General features: G+C 67.2%; 19 protein-coding genes. 7 read left to right on the top strand and 12 right to left on the bottom strand.

What is annotated here, in order from left to right:
* Positions 1–20 precede the first annotated feature (20 nt).
* Positions 21–968 (top strand): AEC family transporter, encoded by a 948-nt coding sequence (locus AC1DYU_RS16140; protein WP_476792517.1) that lies wholly within the window; start codon positions 21–23, stop codon positions 966–968.
* A 21-nt stretch (positions 969–989) separates the two neighbouring features.
* A complete protein-coding gene (locus AC1DYU_RS16135; RefSeq protein WP_476792516.1) occupies positions 990–2483 on the top strand; it encodes a carboxypeptidase M32 in 1494 nt (497 codons plus the stop codon).
* Positions 2484–2597: 114 nt separating this feature from the next.
* On the opposite strand, the gene AC1DYU_RS16130 is transcribed toward AC1DYU_RS16135, so the two are convergent.
* From AC1DYU_RS16130 to AC1DYU_RS16115, 4 genes are read right to left on the bottom strand one after another with little or no spacing between them, the layout of a single operon-like run.
* Entirely contained in the window at positions 2598–3239 is a 642-nt protein-coding gene (locus AC1DYU_RS16130; RefSeq protein WP_476792515.1) for a CDP-alcohol phosphatidyltransferase family protein, read from the bottom strand.
* 3 nt (positions 3240–3242) lie between these two features.
* Complete coding sequence (locus AC1DYU_RS16125; RefSeq protein ID WP_476792514.1) at positions 3243–3632, bottom strand: hypothetical protein; 390 nt, start codon at positions 3630–3632, stop codon at positions 3243–3245.
* The gene (locus AC1DYU_RS16120) at positions 3629–4579 is read right to left on the bottom strand and encodes a phosphatidate cytidylyltransferase (protein ID WP_476792513.1); all 951 of its coding nucleotides are present in this window, start codon (positions 4577–4579) and stop codon (positions 3629–3631) included. Before AC1DYU_RS16120 ends, AC1DYU_RS16125 begins: the two co-directional genes overlap by 4 nt.
* Positions 4576–5214 (bottom strand): lysophospholipid acyltransferase family protein, encoded by a 639-nt coding sequence (locus tag AC1DYU_RS16115; RefSeq protein WP_476792702.1) that lies wholly within the window; start codon positions 5212–5214, stop codon positions 4576–4578. Before AC1DYU_RS16115 ends, AC1DYU_RS16120 begins: the two co-directional genes overlap by 4 nt.
* Positions 5215–5461: 247 nt before the next feature.
* On the opposite strand from AC1DYU_RS16115, the gene AC1DYU_RS16110 reads away from it, so the two are divergent.
* Entirely contained in the window at positions 5462–5752 is a 291-nt protein-coding gene (locus tag AC1DYU_RS16110; RefSeq protein WP_476792512.1) for a hypothetical protein, read from the top strand.
* Positions 5753–5966: 214 nt separating this feature from the next.
* On the opposite strand, the gene AC1DYU_RS16105 is transcribed toward AC1DYU_RS16110, so the two are convergent.
* Positions 5967–6923, bottom strand: coding sequence for a LysR family transcriptional regulator (locus AC1DYU_RS16105; RefSeq protein WP_476792511.1), 957 nt, complete (start codon positions 6921–6923; stop codon positions 5967–5969).
* 135 nt (positions 6924–7058) lie between these two features.
* Between AC1DYU_RS16105 and AC1DYU_RS16100 the strand changes: the two genes are divergently transcribed.
* The 3 genes from AC1DYU_RS16100 (at position 7059) to AC1DYU_RS16090 (ending at position 12520) form a co-directional block, all read left to right on the top strand.
* Positions 7059–7895, top strand: coding sequence for an alpha/beta hydrolase (locus tag AC1DYU_RS16100; protein WP_476792510.1), 837 nt, complete (start codon positions 7059–7061; stop codon positions 7893–7895).
* Between the two features lie 57 nt (positions 7896–7952).
* Positions 7953–9179, top strand: a complete 1227-nt coding sequence (locus AC1DYU_RS16095; protein ID WP_476792509.1) for an efflux RND transporter periplasmic adaptor subunit — start codon at positions 7953–7955, stop codon at positions 9177–9179.
* 155 nt (positions 9180–9334) lie between these two features.
* Positions 9335–12520 carry an efflux RND transporter permease subunit gene (locus AC1DYU_RS16090; protein WP_476792508.1) on the top strand — a complete coding sequence of 1062 codons (3186 nt, stop codon included), beginning with the start codon at positions 9335–9337 and terminating at the stop codon, positions 12518–12520.
* 148 nt (positions 12521–12668) lie between these two features.
* Here AC1DYU_RS16090 and AC1DYU_RS16085 read toward each other — a convergent pair whose 3' ends face one another.
* The 7 genes from AC1DYU_RS16085 to AC1DYU_RS16055 are packed head-to-tail and all read right to left on the bottom strand — an operon-like array spanning position 12669 to position 19336.
* Positions 12669–13721, bottom strand: coding sequence for an ABC transporter substrate-binding protein (locus tag AC1DYU_RS16085; RefSeq protein ID WP_476792507.1), 1053 nt, complete (start codon positions 13719–13721; stop codon positions 12669–12671).
* Positions 13718–14914 carry an NAD(P)/FAD-dependent oxidoreductase gene (locus AC1DYU_RS16080; RefSeq protein ID WP_476792506.1) on the bottom strand — a complete coding sequence of 399 codons (1197 nt, stop codon included), beginning with the start codon at positions 14912–14914 and terminating at the stop codon, positions 13718–13720. The genes AC1DYU_RS16085 and AC1DYU_RS16080 overlap by 4 nt, the downstream gene beginning before the upstream one ends.
* Positions 14911–16299, bottom strand: a complete 1389-nt coding sequence (locus AC1DYU_RS16075) for an FAD/NAD(P)-dependent oxidoreductase (RefSeq protein ID WP_476792505.1) — start codon at positions 16297–16299, stop codon at positions 14911–14913. Before AC1DYU_RS16075 ends, AC1DYU_RS16080 begins: the two co-directional genes overlap by 4 nt.
* Positions 16296–16586: a (2Fe-2S)-binding protein gene (locus AC1DYU_RS16070; RefSeq protein ID WP_476792504.1), complete on the bottom strand. Its 291-nt coding sequence runs from the start codon at positions 16584–16586 to the stop codon at positions 16296–16298. The genes AC1DYU_RS16075 and AC1DYU_RS16070 overlap by 4 nt, the downstream gene beginning before the upstream one ends.
* Before the next feature lie 11 nt (positions 16587–16597).
* Entirely contained in the window at positions 16598–17392 is a 795-nt protein-coding gene (locus AC1DYU_RS16065; protein WP_476792503.1) for an ABC transporter permease, read from the bottom strand.
* A 10-nt stretch (positions 17393–17402) separates the two neighbouring features.
* Positions 17403–18287, bottom strand: coding sequence for an ABC transporter permease (locus AC1DYU_RS16060; protein ID WP_476792502.1), 885 nt, complete (start codon positions 18285–18287; stop codon positions 17403–17405).
* Positions 18284–19336, bottom strand: coding sequence for an ABC transporter ATP-binding protein (locus tag AC1DYU_RS16055; protein WP_476792501.1), 1053 nt, complete (start codon positions 19334–19336; stop codon positions 18284–18286). Before AC1DYU_RS16055 ends, AC1DYU_RS16060 begins: the two co-directional genes overlap by 4 nt.
* A 179-nt stretch (positions 19337–19515) precedes the next feature.
* Here AC1DYU_RS16055 and AC1DYU_RS16050 point away from each other — a divergent pair, with 179 nt between their 5' ends.
* On the top strand, positions 19516–20334 hold the full coding sequence (locus tag AC1DYU_RS16050; protein WP_476792500.1) for an IclR family transcriptional regulator: 819 nt from the start codon (positions 19516–19518) through the stop codon (positions 20332–20334).
* Positions 20335–20344 lie beyond the last annotated feature (10 nt).

Below are 20344 nucleotides of genomic sequence, written 5' to 3'. Positions count from 1 at the left end.
CTGCTGGCACCTGCCACATCATGCTCCAGTTCCTTGCGACTTCGACGCCGTTCTTCGCGGTGATCGCCTTCGGCGCGCTGATGTCGGGGCGGATGGGGCTCGGCCCCGAGGCCATCCGCATCCTCAACGTCTTCGCCTTCTTCGTGGCGGCGCCGGCGATGATCCTGCGCGTGGTCGCGCGGCAGCCGCTGGCCGAAGTCTGGAACATGGTGTTCTTCGGCGCGCTCTCGGCGATCGCCGTCATAATCCTGCTGGTTGGGCTCGCGATCGCGCAAAAGGTGCTGCGCGTGCCCTATCTCGACGCGGTTTCGCGCGGACAGGCCGTCGTCGCCGGTAATTTCACCTTCCTCGGCGTGCCATTGATGCTGGCCTTTCTCGGCGACGCGGCGGCGGGGCCGATCGCCATCGGCTTGATCATCGACGGCGCCGTGGTGCTGCCCTTCGCCTATGGGCTGCTTGAGGCCGGGCGAGGCGATGGCTCGTTCTCGGCCAGCGCCTGGAAGCTCGTGCGCGGCACCCTGATCAACCCGTTCATGCTGTCGATTCTGGGCGGCGTCGGGCTTTCGCTGGCGCAGATCGCAATACCTGACCCGATCGATCGCTTCCTCGGCTTTCTCGGACCGGCTGCGGCGCCCGCGGGCATCTTCGCGCTGGGCCTGGCCACGCGGCAGTGGAGCGGTGGCGCCTGGCCGATCAGAGCCGTGCTGCCGCTGGTCGCCGGCAAGCTGATCCTGCATCCGCTGATCGTGTTCGTGGTCATGGCCTATGTGCTCAGGCTCGACCCTTTCTGGGTGAAGGCCGGCGTGCTCTATTCGGCGCTGCCGATCGCCGCCAATGTGTTCGTGCTCGCCGAACGCGCCGGAGGCGATGCGCGCGTCATTGCGCTCGCCATCGTCGCCTCGACCGCGCTCGCGGCACTGAGCTTCCCCATCGCAAGCTGGCTCGTGACACTCTGGGCCGGCGGCTGAGACAAACCGGAGCCGTTTCGCATGACTGCCTATTCCGACCTCTCCGCCCATTTCGGCCGCACGGCCGCGCTCGGCAATGCAGTCGGCATCCTGCAATGGGACAGCGACGTGATGATGCCCAAGGGTGCGGCCGGCACGCGGGCCGAGAGCATGGCCCTGCTGCGGGTGATGCATCACGGCATGATCACGGACGAACGCATCGGCGACTGGCTGGCGGATGCCGATGCCGACAATGACCTCGGCCCCTGGGAGCGCGCCAATCTGCGCGAGATCCGCCGGCTCTGGACGGTCGAGACCGCCCTGCCCGCCGATCTGGTCGAGGCTTCATCCAAGGCGATCTCGGCCTGCGAGATGCGCTGGCGGCAGGCCCGCGCCGAGGCCGATTTCGCCGGGCTGCTGCCCTGTCTCGCCGAAGTCCTGACGATCCAGCGCGAGATCGGCCGGGCCAAGGGCGAGAAGCTCGGCCTGTCGCCTTACAACGCGCTGCTCAACGACTACGAGCCGGGCGGGCGCTCGGCCAAGATCGACCTGCTGTTCGACGACCTTGCCGCCTTCCTGCCGGGCTTCACGCAGGAGGTGCTGGCGGTGCAGGGCAAGCGCCCGCAGGTGGCCGACCCGGAGGGGCCCTTCGCGATCGAGAAGCAGCGGGCCCTGGGCCTCAGGATGATGGCAGCGCTGGGCTATGATTTCGAGCGCGGCCGGCTCGACGTCTCCACCCATCCGTTCTGCGGCGGGGCCGACAATGATGTGCGCATCACCACGCGCTATGACGAGAGCGACTTCGCCAAGGCGCTGATGGGCGTGCTGCACGAGACAGGCCACGCGCTCTACGAGCAGGGGCGGCCGCAGGGCTTCCTGAACCAGCCGGTCGGCGCCGCGCGCGGCATGAGCCTGCATGAGAGCCAGTCGCTGCTGGTCGAGATGCAGGCCTGCCGTTCACAAGAGTTCATCGCCTTCGCCGCGCCGCTGATGCGCGAGACCTTCGGCGGCTCGGGACCGGCCTGGGAGACCGAGGCGCTGTGGCGGCGCTACACCAAGGTCGAGCCCGGTTTCATCCGCGTCGATGCCGACGAGGTGACCTATCCGGCCCATGTGATCCTGCGCTACCGGCTGGAGAAGGCACTGATCGCCGACGCCATGCCGCTCGCTGAACTACCCGCTGCCTGGAACGCCGGCATGCGCGACCTCCTCGGCGTCACCGTGCCCGACGACCGGCTCGGCTGCCTGCAGGACGTGCATTGGCCGAGCGGCGGCTGGGGCTATTTCCCGACCTATACGCTGGGCGCGATGACCGCCGCGCAGATCTTCGAGGCCGCCTGCACCGCCTCCCCCGACATCCTGCCGGCGATCGGCCGCGGCGATTTCTCCGGGCTTCTGTCCTGGCTGCGCACCAACGTCCACAGCCGGGGCTCGCTGCTGGAGACCGACGACCTGCTGACGCAAGCGACGGGACGGCCGCTGGATGCAGGCGTGTTCAAGGCGCATCTGCGGAGGAGGTATGGGGAGGAGGGTTGAGGAGGTGGCGGGTCAGCTTTCGACGCAACGCAGAACCGATGACGATCCCAAGCTGAAGACCTGGCCCGCACCGATGTTCCAGTCAGTATCGCAGCTAACGAAATTGGATGGCGTTCAACGCGCGCGCAATGCGCGTACGATATTCGCGGCCCGCCTGAGGGCTGTCACAGCGGCGCCCGCCGCGATCAGCCAGAGCGCGCCGATGAGAACCTCGTCCTGGCCGCGCCAGAGCGGCTCCAGCAAGGACAGCAGCGCCGCCGCCGTGATCGTCGCCATGCGGTGCTGCTTGGCCATCGGGCCGGAGAAGTCGGCTGGCAGCCCACAGGCGCGACCAAGCTCGCGCGTATAGGCGGTCAGCACGGCAAAGGCGGCCGCTGCCCATCCCAGCGCCGGCACGCCAGCTCCGTAGCCAGCGCCGACGAGAATGAAGATATCGGCGATGCGGTCGGGAAATTCGTTCCAGAACGGTCCGTCGGGCGCCTGCTTGCCACCCTCGATCGCAACCATGCCATCGAAGAGATTGCAGAGCAGCCTGAACTGGCAGAACAGCGCCGCCGCCAGGAACAGTGCGACGCGCGACCCGGAATGAGCGCCGCCCGCGAGCCAGAAGCAGGCGCCGGCACAGGCTGCCATCACCATACTCGCCATCGAGATCTGGTTCGGCGTGACGGCGGCAGTGCTCAGGCGGCGCGCAATGGAACGGGCCCAGCCTGAATCGCGGCTCGCGAGCGGCCGTCTGTTGTCATCCTGCGCCAAGGCTCAGACCTTCCTGCTCCGCCAGAGCGAGACATTGTAGAGCGCGGCATAGCTGGTCGCGACCGTCAGCGGGACGGCGATCGTCCTGAGTATCTCGGGCGTGCCGCCGATCGTGTGGATGGTTGTTAGCAGCCCGGCCGAGACGAGCCCTGCAATGAGCGGCGGCGCCAGAAGCGCCGTCAGGCCGGAGAAGCGTCTGGCCAGCGCCTCGATGCCGCGTTTCAGGAGCAAGGTGATGGCCGCAGAGAGTGCGCCCTGGATCAACCCTGCCTGGAGGGGGGCCGGCATTGGATGGGTGCGGTTGGCGAAGGCCGCCCAACTCCCCATGGCGAGGAAGGCGAAGGCCACATGGACGACGCTGCTTGCCATCAGACGCTGAAGCTGGAGGCTCATGTCGCCGACCAGCCGTACCGGACGAGATGAAAGAAGATCGGTGCCGAGAAGACCACGGAATCCAGCCGGTCAAGGAAGCCGCCATGACCCGCGATCAGGTGCCCCCAATCCTTGACGCCGCGGTCGCGTTTGATCGCCGACATGACGAGTCCGCCGAAGAAGCCCATCAGGACGATGACCAGCGAGAGGAACGCGGCCTGCAGCGGTGTGAACGGCGTCATCCAGGACAGTGCCGCACCGACAGCCGTGGCACTGAGCGCTCCCCCGACAAAGCCCTCGACCGTCTTGGAGGGCGAGAGCCGGGGCGCGATCTTAGTGCGACCCAGAAGCTTGCCCCAGACATATTGCAGGACGTCGCTGATCTGCACGACGATGACGAGGAAGGCGATCAGGAGCACGTTGCGCCCCTCGAAACCGGGGATATCCAGGGTCAGCAACGCTGGCACGTGCGACGTGCAGAAGACGCAGATCATCAGGGCCCACTGCACCTCGGCGATGCGCACGAGATAATGGTCCGTGTCGCCACGCAACGCTGCGATGATCGGCATCAGCAGAAAGGCGTAGACCGGGATGAAGATCGAGTAGAGACCGTACCAGTCGATCCAGACCAGATAATACTGCACCGGCAGCACGACGAAGAACCCGGCCGCCAGTGCCCAATGGTCGGCACGGCGCGTGTTGGTCAGCGTGATGAATTCGCGCAAGGCTGCGAAAGAGCAGAAGGCGAAGAGCAGCGTCACGCCGGTCTTGCCCCCGATCAATGCCAACCCCATCAGCACGACCATGATCCACCAGGCGCGGATTCGGTCGTTCAGGTTCTCAACCACGGCGTTGGAACCGTTGGGCGACAGCCTGCGCTGAAGCCCATAGCCGATCGCCGAAGCCAGGACGAGGACGGCGAGCAGGCAGGTGAGCACGGCCACCAGGTCAGGATGCGGCATCGTCATGATGCGCTCGCCTTCGGCGACAGGGCGAGCAGCGCAGCTTCCGCCCGAGCGAGAAAATCCTGCTTCGCCTCCGTATCGGTGAGGCGGATGGCAGCGCCGAAGGTGACGGTGCAGATCAGCGGGATCGGCACGATCTCGCCTTTCGGCATGACGCGGTTGAGATTGTCGATCCACACGGGCACGAGCACGACGTTCGGCCGGGTCCGTGCCAGATGGAACAGCCCGCTTTTGAACGGCAGAAGCGGCGCATCGGTGGTGTTGCGCGTACCTTCGGGGAAGACGATGAGTGATGAGCCCGCATCCAGCGCTTCCGTCATCTGGCCGATCGGGTCGTTGGCCCGGCTGGCACGATCGCGATCGATCAGGACGGCCTTGAACACATCGCAACCGATGAAGCGCCGGAGGCGGCTCTTGAGCCAGTAGTCGCTCCCGGCGACCGGCCGGGTCACAAATCGCATGCGACGCGGCAGCACCGTCCAGATGAGGACGAAGTCGCCGTGGCTGGCGTGATTGGCGTAGTAGATCCGCTGCTCGTCGACCGGCGCGACCCCGTCCCACCGTCCACGGACCGCGGTGAGGAAGCGGGCGAACAACACGATGAGCGTGCCAGCTACGCTTATCCCCACTCCGCGCATCGCCATTCCCAACCACATCTCCTTGAGGAAGTAGCGTTCAATTCGGGGGTTGTCGATATCGGAGACCTTGGGTTCGACGATCGGGTTTGCAGTGGGTCTTTCCAGAATCTCCGCTTACGGATGAGGTGTCAGAGTCTGCTTTTGGCGCATCTTATCCGGACGAGCGACGGGCGCTTGTGGCCCCAACCGGAAACCGAGCGAATAGCCGCCACAGCCGCACGTCCCTCACTCCGCCGCGCATAGAGCCATGGACCTGCCAGCCATCATGCGGGATCATGGAGTCATGGTCCGAATCATTGCCGCCCTGATCGCCGCGTCCATCCTGTGGCCCGCTCCTGCGGCGCTCGCAGCCAGCGCGTGCCGCCCAACACGCGACGGCAAGGATCGTATCGAGCCGGTGGGTGGCTGTCCGAGCGGCTATCACATGCGCGGGGCCTGCTGCGAGTCGTTCAAAGTCATGTCGCAACCCAGCAGCGCCGTGAAGACCTGCCCGGCCGGTACGGTGCCGAACCTCGGGGCCTGTGTCGCCAGGAAGTGATCCACCTGAATCGGGCGGCTAGGGCATGCCGTGCTGGCTCAGAAACACGGCATCATCCCGGGCGACCGCAGGGAGACCCGGGATCCATTCCGGAACCTCACGCGGATATGCTCCGGAATGGATCCCGGATCGGCGCCGCTTCGCGGCTTGTCCGGGATGACGGCGCGGTTCCGTACAATGCCGGTGCGCTCTGGGCGCGGAACGGCCCCTTCCCTCACTCCGCCGCGCAGACCTCCTCACCGAGCAGCTTCAAACTAGATTTGCGCTGGATCTTGTCGTCCTTGGCGAAAAGCTCGGCCAGCCAGTCGACGAAGACGCGGACCTTGTTGGAGAGGTGGCGGTTGGGCGGGTAGACGATGTGCAGGGGCTTCGGCGCCGAGCACCAGTTGGTCAGGACCGGCACGAGTTCGCCTGCATTGATGTGGTCCTGCACCATGAAGCTCGGGACCTGGATGACGCCGAGCCCTGCCAGCGCGGCCGCGACATAGCCGGTGCCCTCGTTCAGCGAGACGATGTAGCGGCTCCTGACCTCGATGGTCTCGCGCTCATTGGCATAGATGAAGGGCAAGGTCCGTGCGCCGCCGGCCATGCGATAGCCGACGATGGAGTGGTTATCCTCCAGGTCGCTCGGGTGCTTGGGCATGCCGTGGCGGGCGAGATAGGAGGGGGCGGCGCAGGTGATCGTGAACATCTCGCCGATGCGCCTTGCGATCAGGCTCTGGTCCTGGATTTCGCCGGCGCGCACGGCGCAGTCGAGATTCTCGGCGAGGAGATCGGCCGGGCGGTCGCTCAGGCCGAGATCGAGCTGGATCTCGGGATAGCGCTCATGGAACGCCGGCAGCGCCGGGATGATCACCGCCATCGCGAGCGAGGCGCTGCAATCGACCCGCAAACGCCCGCTCGGGCGTGCCTGCGACAGCGCCATGCTGGCGTCGAGCTCGTCGATCTCGCCGAGCACCCGCAGAGCCCGCTCGTAATAGGCGGCGCCGTCCATGGTCACGGTGACGCGGCGCGTCGTGCGGTTGAGCAGTTTCGCGCGCAGATGCCCCTCGAGCTGTTGGATCTGCTTGGTGATCGTCGGCTTGGGAACGTCGAGCAGGTCCGCGGCGCGGGTGAAGGTGCCGGCCTCGACGACCCGGACGAAGGCGCGCATGGCGCTGAGCTGATCCATTCGAACCCTCCGATCGGGCCTAGCGCCACGCCGTGATTATTTCTCTGAGGAAATAATGAATGAGCGAAAGAGCCATTTATTGCTCCATGAGTATCACTTAAATCGTGCTGCATCGCAACACCACAGGCCGCGCCCATGCTCGCCACGTCGATCCAGCCCTATCGTAACCCCCGCGCCGTCTTCTGGCGGCAGGAGACGATCGTGGCCGGCCCGGCGTCGCTGGCGGCCAGGCTCTATGCGCCCGCCGAGATCGCAGCTGACGCCGGGATCGTCGTGCATCTGCATGGCGGCTCGTTTACCGGCGGCTCGCTGGTGGAGGGCGAGGCGGTCGCGACGATGCTGGCCGAGGCTGGCGCGGTCGTGATCTCGCTCGACTATCCGCTGGCGCCCGCGCATCGCTTTCCCGAAGCGCTGGAGGCGACATATGGGGCGCTCGTCGCCATCGGCAAGATGCGCGCCCGCTGGGCCGCCAAGCAGGCGCCGCTCTATGTCGCGGGCGAAGAGGCGGGCGGCAATCTCGCCGCCGCGCTCGCCCTGATGAGTCGTGACCGGCGCGGACCGGCGCTGGCCGGCCAGATCCTGCTCTCGCCGATGCTGGATGCGTGCCTGGGCACCTATTCGCTGCGCTCCGCCGACGCAGGCCCGGTCGGCTGCCACTGGGCCGATGGCTGGGCCGATTATCTCGGCACGCCCGACAAGGCTGCCCACCCCTATGCCGCCCCGCTCAATGCTTCCAGGCTCGCCGGCCTGCCGCCGGCCCTGCTGATCAGCGCGGGGGACGACCCGATGCGCGACGAGGCCGCGGCCTACGCGGCACGCCTGCAGAAAGCGGGTGTGAGCGTGCGCCACCATGTGCAGACTGGCCCGACGCAATGGCCGGCGGCTTACGCCGGCGCGCCGCAGAACGGCTCCTGCCTTTGTATGGCCTGCCACCATGTGAGTGACTTCTACGCCCTGACCGCACCTCCCTAGGCGCCCCATACCGCGCCTGTCGCCTTCATATTTTTCTCTCATCCAAGGACTGACCCCATGTTTCAGGGAACGCATCGTCGTGGCCTGCTGGGCGGCGGACTCGCCGCCGGCGCCTCGCTCGCCACTCTCGCCCTCGCCTTCAACCTGTTCGGCGGACACGCCCAGGGCGACACCCCGGCGGCTGCGCCTGCCGCACCGCCGGCGACCCCGGTCTCGGTTGCGACCGTCGAGCAGCGCGACATCGTCAACTGGGCCGAATTCTCCGGCCGGCTCGAAGCGATCGAACGCGTCGAGCTGCGCTCGCGCGTGTCGGGCGTGGTCGAGGCCGTGCATTTCCGCGAGGGCGGGCTGGTCAAGCAGGGCGATTTGCTGGTCAGCATCGACCAGGCGCCCTATCTCGCCGAGTTCGAGCGGGCGCAGGCCCAGGTCCTGGCCGCCGAGGCGCGCGTCGCGCTCGCCGTCGGCGAGAACGAGCGCGGCCAGCAGCTGATGGCGAGCCGCAACCTCTCCCAGCGCGAGCTCGACACCCGCTACAACGCGCTGCGCGAGGCGCAGGCCAATCTGCGCGCCGCCCAGGCGACGCAGCAGACGGCGCGGCTCAACCTCGACTACACCCAGATCCGCGCGCCGATCAGCGGGCGCACCGGGCGGCTCGGCATCACCGTCGGCAACCTCGTCACGGCCGGCGCCTCGGCTCCGCTGTTGACGACGCTGGTCTCGGTCGATCCGGTCTATGCCTCGTTCGACGCCGACGAACGCACGGTGCTGGATGCCCTCGCCAGCCTGCCAGGCAGCGAGCGCGCGCTGGAGCGCATCCCGGTCCGGCTTGCGACCGCGACGTCGGAGGCCGCGAACTTCACCGGCAAGCTGCATTTCGTCGACAACGGCGTCGATGCGGCAAGCGGCACGGTGCGGGTGCGGGCGCTGCTCGACAACCCAGACGGCAAGCTGCTGCCGGGCCAGTTCGTGCGCGTGCAGATGGGCCAGGCGCGGGCCGAGCAGGGCCTCGTGATCAATGAGCGGGCCGTTGGCACGGACCAGAACAAGAAATTCGTCTTCGTGGTCGGAGACGACAACAAGGCGCTCTGGCGCGAGGTGACGCTCGGCACCACGCATGAGGGGCTGCGCGTCGTCGTTTCCGGCCTCAAGGCCGGCGAGCGCATCGTCGTCAACGGCCTGCAGCGCATCCGCCCTGGCGCAAGCGTCGCGCCGGAGTCGGTGCCGATGGCCGAGAAGATCGAACTGAAGCGCGGCTCCGCCAAGACCGAGATCGCCCAGCGCTGACTGTCCCAAAACCCTCGGCGTCATCCCGAGCGACCGGAGGGAGACCCGGGATCCATTCCGGAACGGCTCCGGCATGGATCCCGGATCTCCGCTTCGCTGCGTCCGGGATGACGCGTGCTTTATGAATTCACATCCGCTCCAAAGGGGGGCGTGCCATGAACCTGTCCAAATTCTTCATCGACCGGCCGATCTTTGCCGGCGTCCTCTCCGTCCTGATCTTCCTCGCCGGGCTGATCTCGCTGCGCATCCTGCCGATCTCGGAATATCCCGAGGTCGTGCCGCCGACCGTCGTGGTGCGCGCGCAATATCCCGGCGCCAATCCGCGCGTCATCGCCGAAACCGTGGCGACGCCGATCGAGGAGCAGATCAACGGCGTCGAGGGCATGCTCTACATGTCGAGCCAGGCGACGACCGACGGCGTGATGACGCTGAACGTCACCTTCAAGCTCGGCACCGACCCGGACAAAGCCCAGCAGCTCGTCCAGAACCGGGTCAGCCAGGCGGAACCGCGCCTGCCCGAGGAGGTGCGCCGGCTCGGCGTCACCACCATCAAGAGCTCGCCGGACCTGACGATGGTGGTGCACATCACCTCGCCGAACGGCCGCTATGACATGACCTATCTGCGCAACTACGCCGTCCTCAACGTCAAGGACCGGCTGGCCCGCATCGACGGCGTCGGCCAGGTCCAGCTCTTCGGCTCGGGCGACTATTCGATGCGGGTCTGGCTCGATCCGCAGAAGGTCGCCGAGCACGGCCTCTCTCCTTCCGACATCGTGCGCGAGATCCGGGCCCAGAACGTCCAGGCCGCGGCCGGCGTGATCGGCGCCTCGCCAAGCGGCCCGGGGCTCGATCTGCAGCTCTCTGTGAACGCTCAGGGCCGTCTCGCGAACGAGGAGGAATTCGGCGACATCATCGTCAAGACCGTCGCCAGCGGCGCCGTGATCCGCCTCAAGGACATCGCCCGCATCGAGCTGGGCGCCGCCGAATACGCGCTGCGCTCTCTGCTCAACGGCAAGTCGGCCGTCGCCGTACCGGTCTTCCAGGCGCCCAACTCGAACGCGATCGCCATCGCCGACCAGGTCCAGGCGGTGATGCGCGAAATCAAGCAGAACATGCCCGAAGGCGTGGACTACTCGATCGTCTACGACACCACCCAGTTCGTGCGCGCCTCGATCAAGGCCGTAATCACGACTCTGCTCGAGGCGATCGCGCTCGTCGTGCTCGTCGTCATCGTCTTCCTGCAGACCTGGCGGGCCTCGATCATCCCGCTTGTGGCCGTGCCGGTCTCGGTCGTCGGCACCTTCGCCGTGATGTATCTGTTCGGATTCTCGATCAACGCGCTCTCGCTGTTTGGCCTCGTGCTGGCGATCGGCATCGTCGTCGACGACGCGATCGTCGTGGTGGAGAATGTCGAGCGCAACATCGAGCACGGGCTGGAGCCGCGCGAGGCGACCTACAAGGCGATGCGCGAGGTCTCCGGCCCGATCATCGCGATCGCGCTCGTGCTCGTCGCGGTGTTCGTGCCGCTCGCCTTCATCTCGGGCCTGACCGGCCAGTTCTACCGGCAGTTCGCACTGACCATCGCGATCTCGACGGTGATCTCGGCGGTCAACTCGCTGACGCTGTCGCCGGCACTCGCGGCGCTGCTGCTGAAGGGCCACCACGCCCCCAAAGACACGCTGACGCGCTTCATGGACCGCGTGTTCGGCTGGTTCTTCCGCGGCTTCAACCGCTTCTTCAATCGCTCGTCGGAGGCCTATGGCAGCGGCGTGCGCCGCATCCTCGGCCGCAAGACGGTGATGATGGTGGTCTATGTCGGCCTCGTCGCCCTGACCGGCGTGCTGTTTCGCACCGTGCCGTCAGGCTTCGTGCCGGGCCAGGACAAGCAGTATCTCGTCGGCTTCGCGCAACTGCCCGATGCCGCAACGCTGGACCGGACCGAGGACGTGATCCGTCGCATGGACGAGATCGCGCTGAAGCATCCCGGCGTCGAGAACGCGATCTCCTTCCCCGGCCTGTCGATCAACGGCTTCACCAACTCGTCGAATGCCGGCATCGTCTTCGTGGGCCTGAAGCCCTTCGACCAGCGCAAGGACCCCTCGCTCTCCGGCAACGCCGTCGCCATGCAGCTCAACAAGGAGTTCGCCGGCATCAAGGACGCGTTCATCGCGATGTTCCCGCCGCCGCCCGTGCAGGGGCTGGGCACGATCGGCGGCTTCAAGCTGCAGATCGAGGACCGCGCCGGACTCGGCTACAAGGCGCTCGACGAGGCGACCAAGGCCTTCATGGCGAAGGCCGCGACCGCGCCCGAGATCACCGGTATGTTCTCGAGCTTCCAGGTCAACGTGCCGCAGCTCTATGCCGATATCGACCGCACCAAGGCGCGCCAGCTCGGCGTCCCCGTCACCGACGTCTTCGAGACGCTGCAGATCTATCTCGGCTCGTCCTATGTCAACGACTTCAACAAGTTCGGCCGCACCTACACGGTGCGCGTCCAGGCCGATGCGCCCTTCCGCGCCTATCAGGAGGACATCGGCAAGCTGAAGGTCCGCTCGACCTCCGGCGAGATGGTGCCGCTCTCGGCCGTGCTCAACGTGCGCAGCGATTCCGGCCCCGAACGGGCGATGCGTTACAACGGCTTCCTCAGTGCCGACATCAATGCCGGCCCTGCCCCCGGCTATTCCTCGGGGCAGGCGCAGGACGCCGTGACGCGCATCGCAGCAGAGACCCTGCCGCGCGGCTTTGTCTTCGAATGGACCGAGCTGACCTATCAGGAGATCCTTGCCGGCAACTCCGCGCTGCTGGTGTTCCCGATCGCCATCCTGCTCGTCTTCCTGGTGCTGGCTGCCCAGTATGAGAGCCTGACTCTGCCGATCGCGATCATCATGATCATCCCGATGGGCTTGCTCGCAGCCATGGCCGGCGTCTGGTGGACCGGTGGCGACAACAACGTCTTCACCCAGATCGGTCTGGTGGTTCTGGTCGGCTTGTCGGCGAAGAATGCGATCCTGATCGTCGAATTCGCGCGCGAGCTCGAATTCGAGGGCAGGACGCCGGTCGCGGCCGCGATCGAGGCCAGCCGCCTGCGGCTGCGGCCGATCCTGATGACGTCGCTCGCTTTCATCATGGGCGTGGTGCCGCTGGTCACCTCGACCGGCGCCGGCGCCGAGATGCGTCATGCGATGGGCGTGGCGGTGTTTGCCGGCATGATCGGCGTCACCGCCTTCGGCATCTTCCTGACGCCGGTGTTCTACGTGCTGATGCGCAAGCTCACCGGCAACAAGCCGCTGAAGCAGCACGGCGCGGTGGCGGAGCCAGCGCATATGGCCGAAGCGGCGTGAGACGGCCCGCCGACAAATGAAACGCCGTCATCCTGGGCTTCGCGAAGCGAAGTCCCGGGATCCATCGTAGAGCGCTGAGCCCTCCGATGGATCCCGGGTCGACCGTCGGTCGCCCAGGATGACGGCGTGTTTCGTGTGTTTTCCGGAACTACCGCTCGATCATCTTGTTCCAGCGGCTGTTCCATTCCGGGCGCTTGGCGTTGATCGCGTCCCAGTCCAGCACCACGGCGGTCTTCATGAAGCCGTGGAAGGTCTCGAGCTTCTTTTCGGCCTCGGGCGTGGTCGCCTTCGACTTGGTGTTCGAGGGCACGATGTTGCCGGTGGCGAGCGCCTTCGATTGCGCCTCGGCCGAGAGCAGATAGGCGGCGAGCTTCTGCGCTAGTTCGGGCTCGGAGTTGTTGGCGATGACGCATTGCGCCACCATCAGCACGACCGAGCCTTCCTTGGGCTGGGCGTATTCGACCGGGATGCCCTTCTCCTTCAGGTTCGAGACGCCGGTCGGGGTCAGCGGGAAGATCGCAGCCTCGCCGGTCTGGACCATCTCCGAGATCTTGGCCGAGTTCGGAATGAACTCGATGACGTTCTTGCCGATGGTGTCACGGAATTTGCCGAAGCCCGGCTCGACATTGGCCTCGGTGCCGCCCTGGATGCGGTTGAACATCAGGAAGGCGTGCAGGCCGAAGGACGAGGCCGAGGCCGACTGGAACACGACCTTGTCCTTGAACTTGGGATCGGCCAGGTCCATCCAGGAGGTCGGCGCGGCCCAGCCCTTCTCGTCGAACATCTTCTTGTTATAGGCCAGTCCGGTCATCCCCATGTCGATGCCGACAGCCATGTCGCCCTTCATGCGGGCGCCCTTGTCGAGTTCGCCGAGTTCGGGACCGTCCTTCAGCTTCTCGCAGAGGCCGGCGCCGACGGCGCGGACCATGACGCCGTCATCGAGGAACATGACATGCATCTGCGGCTTGTCCTTGGCCGCGGTCGCCTTGGCGAGAATGTCCGACGAAGTGCCGGGAACGACGACGACCTTGACGTTGTTGGCCTTTTCGAACTCCGGGAAGACGCCTTGCGTGAAGGTCTTCTCGAAGTTGCCGCCGTTCATGCCGACATAAAGCGTCTTGGTCTGGGCGAAGGCCGATGTCCCGGCGACGAGCGCCAGAGTGGCGACGGCGGCGCCAAGCGCGGTGCGACGATGGATCATGTGAGAACTCCCCTGTTCTGCGGCTCTGAAACGCGCCCCGCACCCGAGCCGTCGGCTATGCGGTCGCTGGTTGAAGAAGGCGTGTTGAAACGGCCGATCGAGAAGGCCTCGATCGGCGTGGTGGTGGCGCCGTCGCGGATGAGTTCGGCCAGGACCTCGCCGACGCCCGGCGCGATCTGAAATCCGGCTCCGGTAAAGCCGAAGGCGTGGAACAGGCCGGGCGTCGTGCCGCTCGGACCGATCACCGGGTTGTGGTCGGGCATCGCCGCCTCGGTGCCGGTCCAGAAGCGGATCGCCTGGGCATGGCGCAGCGCCGGGAACAGCGCAGCCGCCTTGTTCATGATGGCCAGCGCGCCTGCGCCGGTCGGCCGGGCGAAATCCACATCAGCCAGCGGCAGGCCGCGCTCGCCGCCGACGAGGCAGTTCCCACGGCCGACCTGGCGGGCATAGATGCCGGCGCCCTCCATGCCGGTGTTGACGGTCATGATCGGGGCGAGTGGCTCCGTCACCACCATCGAGGGGTAGATGCGGCTGATCGGGACCGGCTCACCGAAGCTCTCCGCGAAGGGGCCGGCCCAGGCGCCCGCGCTGTTGATCAGCGCGCCGGCCCGGATCTTCAGCCCGTCGCCCGCCTCCAGCGCGAAGCCCGTGCCGTTGCGGGTCGCTGATGTCACCGGCGTGTTCTCCAGCACATGGGCGCCGGCCCGGCGTGCGGCGCTGGCGAAGCCCGCCGCCACGAGGCGCGGATTGGCGTGGCCGTCTCCGGCGCAGAGCGAGGCGCCGGTAATGTCGCCTTCTATCCAGGGATAGCGCTCGCGCAGATCGTTGTGACCGATGAGCTCGAGGTCGAGGCCCTGGTCAGCGACGCCGGCCGCATAGGCTTCGAGCGCCGCCATGTCGGCCTCGCCGCGCGCGAGCTTGAGATGGCCCGAGCGCAGGAACTCGCCGTCGATGCCGATCAGGGCCTTGAGACGCGGCCAGATCGCATGGGCGCGCTGCGACAGCGGCAATTGCTCGCGCGGCCGACCCTGCCGGCGCACGCCGCCATAATTGACGCCGCTCGCCTGCGCGCCACAGAAGCCCTTGTCGAGAAGCGCGACGCTCAGGCCCATGCCGCGCAAGGCGAGGGCAGCCGAGGCGCCGACGAGGCCGCCGCCGATGATCGCGACATCGACATCGAGGCGGACGCTCACTCCACGGCCTCCGTTTCGGCCCCGACCGGCGTCAGCACCAGCGGCACCGGCTTGAGCGGCGCCTGGGCGCGCAACCGCCCGACGCTGTCGAGGCTGCGACCGGTCTGCGCCGCCAGCAGCTCCGCCGCCGCGCCAGCGCAGATGCGGCCCTGGCAGCGGCCCATGCCGACGCGGCTGACAGCCTTCAGCCGGTTGATCTCGACGATGTCGAAGCGCTCGATGGCGTCGCGGGCTTCGCCAGTGCGGATCTCCTCGCAGCGGCAAAGCAACGTGTCGTCGGCGAGGCCCGCGGCCCAATGCGCCGGGAAGGGGAACGCGGCCTCCAGCACATCGCGGAAACGGTCGATCCGGCTGAGTTCGGCTTCCAGCACGGCGGCGCGTTCCAGCGAGTACGGCAGACGCCGATCCTCGCAGAGCGCCAGCGCGGCGCGTTCCCCCGCCCGCTCGGCCGCGTCGGCGCCAGCAATGCCGGCGCCGTCTCCGGCGAGATAAACGTGCGGAACGCTGCTGCGCCCGGTGGCGTCGCGCTGCGGCAGCCAGGTGCGGTCGCGCTGGTCGAAGCGGAAGGCGCAGCCGGCAAGGTCGGCCGCTTGCGTCTCCGAGCGCAAAGCCAGCCCGTAGCCGACGCCATCGCAGGCAATGCGGTGCGCGCGGCCAGCTTGCGTCCAGGCGACGCCAGAGACCGCATCCTCGCCCTCGAACCGGACGTCCTCGACGCCGGAATGGATGGCGACGCCGCGCAGGCGCAGTTCGGCGACGAAGCGCATGCCCCGGAGAACGACGGCCGGAAACAGCGACAGGCCGCGCAGCATGGCGAATTTGGCCGAGAAGGGCGCCGCATCGAGCACGGCCGCGACCTCGACGCCGGCCTTCATGTATTGCCAGGCGACGAGATAAAGCAGCGGCCCCGTACCGACGAAGACGACGCGGCTGCCGATGGCGCAGCCCTGCGCTTTCAGCGCGACCTGCGCGCCGCCGAGCGTGAAAACGCCGGGCAGCGTCCAGCCGGGAAGCGGCAGAATGCGGTCGGTCGCGCCTGTCGCCAGGATCAAGCCATCATAAGCGACGCGGCGGCTTTCGCCGGCGACCGCGATGTCGGCCACACCTTCGCGCAGGTTCCAGAGCAGCGCTTGGGGCCAGTAGTCGAGATGGCCGGCCAAGCCTGAAAAGTCGCGATGCAGCGCCTGCGCCTTGCCGGCTTCCGAACCATAGAGCGCCGTCTCGCTGCGCTCATCCGGGACGAGACGCTGGCGATAGATCTGGCCGCCGCAGGAAGGAGCCTCGTCGACGATGAGGGGCCGCAAGCCGGCAGCGACGAGCGCCTGCGCGGCACGGATGCCGGCCGGCCCGGCACCGACGACCAGGGGCTGTGCACGCCCGCTCATGGCGTCCGCCCCGGTCGCGTGACGATGTTCATGCCCGCCACCAGTGGCGTGGAGCAAGCGCGCAGGCGCTCGCCATGCGAAAGCGTCACCCAGCAATCCTGGCAGGCGCCCATCTGACAGAAGCCGGCGCGCGGCTGGCCGGAGAACTCGCTGGTCCGGACGGCGTTGGCGTTGCTCAGGATCGCGGTCAGCAGCGTGTCGCCCGCCCTGCCCTGGCGCGGCTCGCCGTCGAGCGTGAAGGCGATCGTCGCGTGGCGTTTACGGGCGATGCGATGAAGCAGTGGCATGGCGTTCGCCCTCACTTCTGCCCGACGAGGATCTTGTCGAGGCCGAAGGCGCGGTCGAGGATCAGCATTGCGCCGGCGGTCAGCGCGATCATCAGGGCGGAGACCGCCGCCATCATCGGATCGATCGATTCCGTGGCGTACATGTACATCCGCACCGGCAGCGTCACGGTCTGCGGCGAGGTCACGAAGATCGACATCGTCAGCTCGTCGAAGGAATTGATGAAGGCGAGCAGCCAGCCGCCGGTGATACCGGGCAGGATCATCGGCGCCGTGACGCGGCGAAACACCGTCCAGTGCGAGGCGCCCAGCGTCATCGCCGCCTGCTCGGCGCTGCGATCGAGGCCGGTGAAGGCCGCCATCACCAGCCGCAGCACATAAGGCGTGATGACGATGACATGGGTCGCGACCAGCCAAGCGAAGGAGCCGGCCGCGCCGACCAGCGCGAACAGGCGCAGGAAGGCGACGCCAAGCACGAGATGGGGAATGATCAGCGGCGACAGGAACAGCGCGTTGAGCGTGCCCCTGCCGGGAAACTCGTAGCGGTTGATGGCGAGCGCGGCGGGCACCGCGAGCGCGACCGAGATCGTCGCCGACAGCGTCGCCAACCAGAGGCTGTTGACGAAGGACGCGACGAAATCGGGATGGATGAAGATCTCGCGAAACCAGCGCAGGGAGAACGAGGTCGTCGGGATCGACAGCGTGTTCTCGGGCGTGAAGGCGACGAGGCAGATCACCACCAGCGGCGCCAGTACGAAGGCGACGACGAGGCTGTGAAAGACGAGCGCGATGGGGCCGTTCTTTTGCATAGCGCCGTCCTCAACCCAGAGTCCGGCGGGCGCGCGCCTCGACCATGCGGTTATAGCCCAGCATGATGGCGAGGTTGGCGGCGAGCACGATGATGGCGATGGCGGCGCCGAGCGGCCAGTTCAGCTCATGCATGTATTCGTCATAGACCAGCGTCGCGGCCATCTTGAGCCGGCGGCCGCCGAGCAGGCCGGGAATGGCGAAGGCGCTGGCCGAGAGGCCGAAGACGATCAGGCTGCCCGAGAGCATCCCCAGCGAAACCTGCGGCATCACCACGCGGCGCAGCGCCGTGAAATGCGAGGCGCCCAGCGTCAGGGCTGCCGCCTCGACCATCGGATCGAGCTTCTGCAGCGCGGTCCAGACCGGAATGACCATGAAGGGCAGCATGACGTGGACGAGAGCGATCACGATCGCAGTCTCGGTATAGAGCAGCCGCGCCGTGCCGAAGCCCAGCGCCTGCAGCGTCTGGTTCACCAGCCCGGTGGAGCCAAGCAGCATGCTCCAGCCGAAAGCGCGCACCACCACCGAGACCAGTAGCGGGCCGATGATCACCAGCAGGAAGACCGAGCGCCAGGGATCGCGCATCCGCGACAGGATATAGGCCTCCGGAGCGCCGATGACCGCGCAGATCAGCGTGGTGAGGAAGGCGAGCCGCAGCGTGCGCCAGAAGGTGCCGAGATAGTAGTCGTCCGAGAACACCGCGATGTAGTGGGCCAGCGTGAACTCGTTCTTGATGCCGGTGGTGTGGTCATAGACGTGGAAGGACAGGATCACGGTCAGGACCAGCGGCAGCACCACCAGCCCGAGAAAGATCAGCGCGCCGGGACCGACCAGCAGCCAGGGCGTGGGATTGACGCGTCCGGCCGGCGGGCCAAGGCTCTCGCTGGTGGCGCTCATGCGGCAGCCCCTGCCGGCGCATCGACCTTGAGGCTGGCGGGCGCCCAGCCGAGCGAGACCAGCGCGCCCTCGCCGGGCGGTTCCTCGCCCTGATTGGGCACCGAGACTGAGATGACGCCGACCGGCGTCTCGACGCTGAAGAGCCAGTAGCTGCCGAGGAAGAAGCGGGCGAGGATGCGTCCGTCGACGATACCCTGCCCGGCTTCGGCCAGCACGATTTTTTCGGGCCGCAGCGACAGCGCGACCGCCTGCCCGTCAGGGAATGCAGCCTGCTCGCTCGGCAAGGCGATGCCGGCGACCTCGGCGCGGCCGCCCTGCCAGACGCCCTCGATCCGGTTCATCTTGCCGACGAAGGACGAAATGAAGGCCGTCGCCGGCCGCTCATAGAGCTTGTAGGGCGCATCGACCTGCGTCATGCGGCCCTGCTCCATCACCACGACGCGGTCGCTGATCGAGAGCGCCTCGGCCTGATCATGCGTGACCATGATCGTCGTGGTGCCGACGCTGCGCTGGATGCGGCGCAGTTCGAATTGCATCTCCTCGCGCAGCTTGGCGTCGAGGTTCGACAAGGGTTCGTCGAGCAGCAGCACCGGCGGCTCGATCACCAGCGCACGCGCGATCGCGACGCGCTGGCGCTGGCCGCCCGACAACTGGCGCGGATAGCGCTCGGCGAAGGCGGCGAGATGGACCAGGCCGAGCATCTCGGCGACGCGGCGGTCGCGCTCAGGCCGGGCGATTTTGCGCATCTCCAGGCCGAAAGCGACGTTCTCAGCCACCGTCATATGCGGGAACAGGGCATAGCTCTGGAAGACGATGCCGAGCCCGCGCCTGTTGGGTTTTTCGTGGGTGATGTCGCGGCCGTCCAGCGTGATGCGCCCGCCGGTCGGTTCGACGAGGCCGGCGATCATCTGCAGCGTCGTGGTCTTACCGCAGCCGGAGGGTCCGAGCAGCGAGACGAATTCGCCCTTGGCGACGCTGAGGTCGACATCGCGCACGGCGGCGAGTTCGCCATAGACCTTGCTCAGCGATTGCAGCGTCAGGAAGCCCATCGGCACCTCGGATGCGGGCGCCCGGCTCTGATCGAACCGGAGGCCGAACTGCGATAACCCAAGCAGACGCAGGCGACACAAATCCGTCAATCAAGGATTTCACATTGGAGAATTTATATTGACATAATTTCTTCATATGGAATTTTATTCTGCGTCGAACTCATTTGATTTCAGGACACATGCCGGATTCCGCGGATGCCCCATCAAGCCTGCAGCGCGCCTTGCGGCTGCTGCGCATCGTCGCGGCGGGCGATGCCGCCGGGATGCGGCTGAAGGACATCGCCAGCGCCGCCGGTTGCGGCCAGCCCAGCGCGCACCGTGCCCTGCGGGACCTGATGGCGGAGGGCTTCGTCGAGCAGGTCGCCGGCGGCAAGCGCTATCGGCCGGCCCTGGAGTTCTTCGTGCTCGCCGCCCGCGCCGGCCAAGCCGGTGGCCTGCGCGACCTGGCGCGGCCGGCGCTGCTGCGGCTCTCGGCGACGCTGAGCGACACCGTCTTCCTGCTGGTGCGCAACGGCTATGACGCGGTCTGCCTCGACCGGATCGAGGGCCCCTTTCCGATCCGCTCCTTCACCGGCGACATCGGCGGCAAGGTGCCGCTCGGGCTTGGCCAGGGCAGCCTTGCCATGCTGGCACATCTGCCCGAGGCCGAGCGCGAGGCGGTGATCCGCTTCAACATGCCGCGCCTGCTCGATCGCGGCTTCCTCGACGAGGCCGCGCTGCGCAATGCGCTCGACCGGGCCCGCGCCCAGGGCTGGGTCAACCTGAACACCGGGCTGATCCCCGGCATGGCCGGCGTCGCGGTGCCGGTCTGCGACGCGGATGGGCGTGCGGTCGCAGCGCTCAGCGTCGGCACGCTGCTGGAGCGGCTGCGCGAGGACCGGCTCGCCAATGTCGTCAGCATCCTCAAGACGGAAGCCGAGGCGCTGGGCGCGAGGCTCAACCCCTTCGACATGGCGCTGCGCTATCCCTCGCGCAGCCTGAGCGCGATCGCGAGCTGAACAGCCCGCG

The sequence above is a fragment of the Allobosea sp. P2_B12 genome (assembly GCF_056404835.1).
This window is presented reverse-complemented; position numbering and strand designations above follow the sequence as displayed.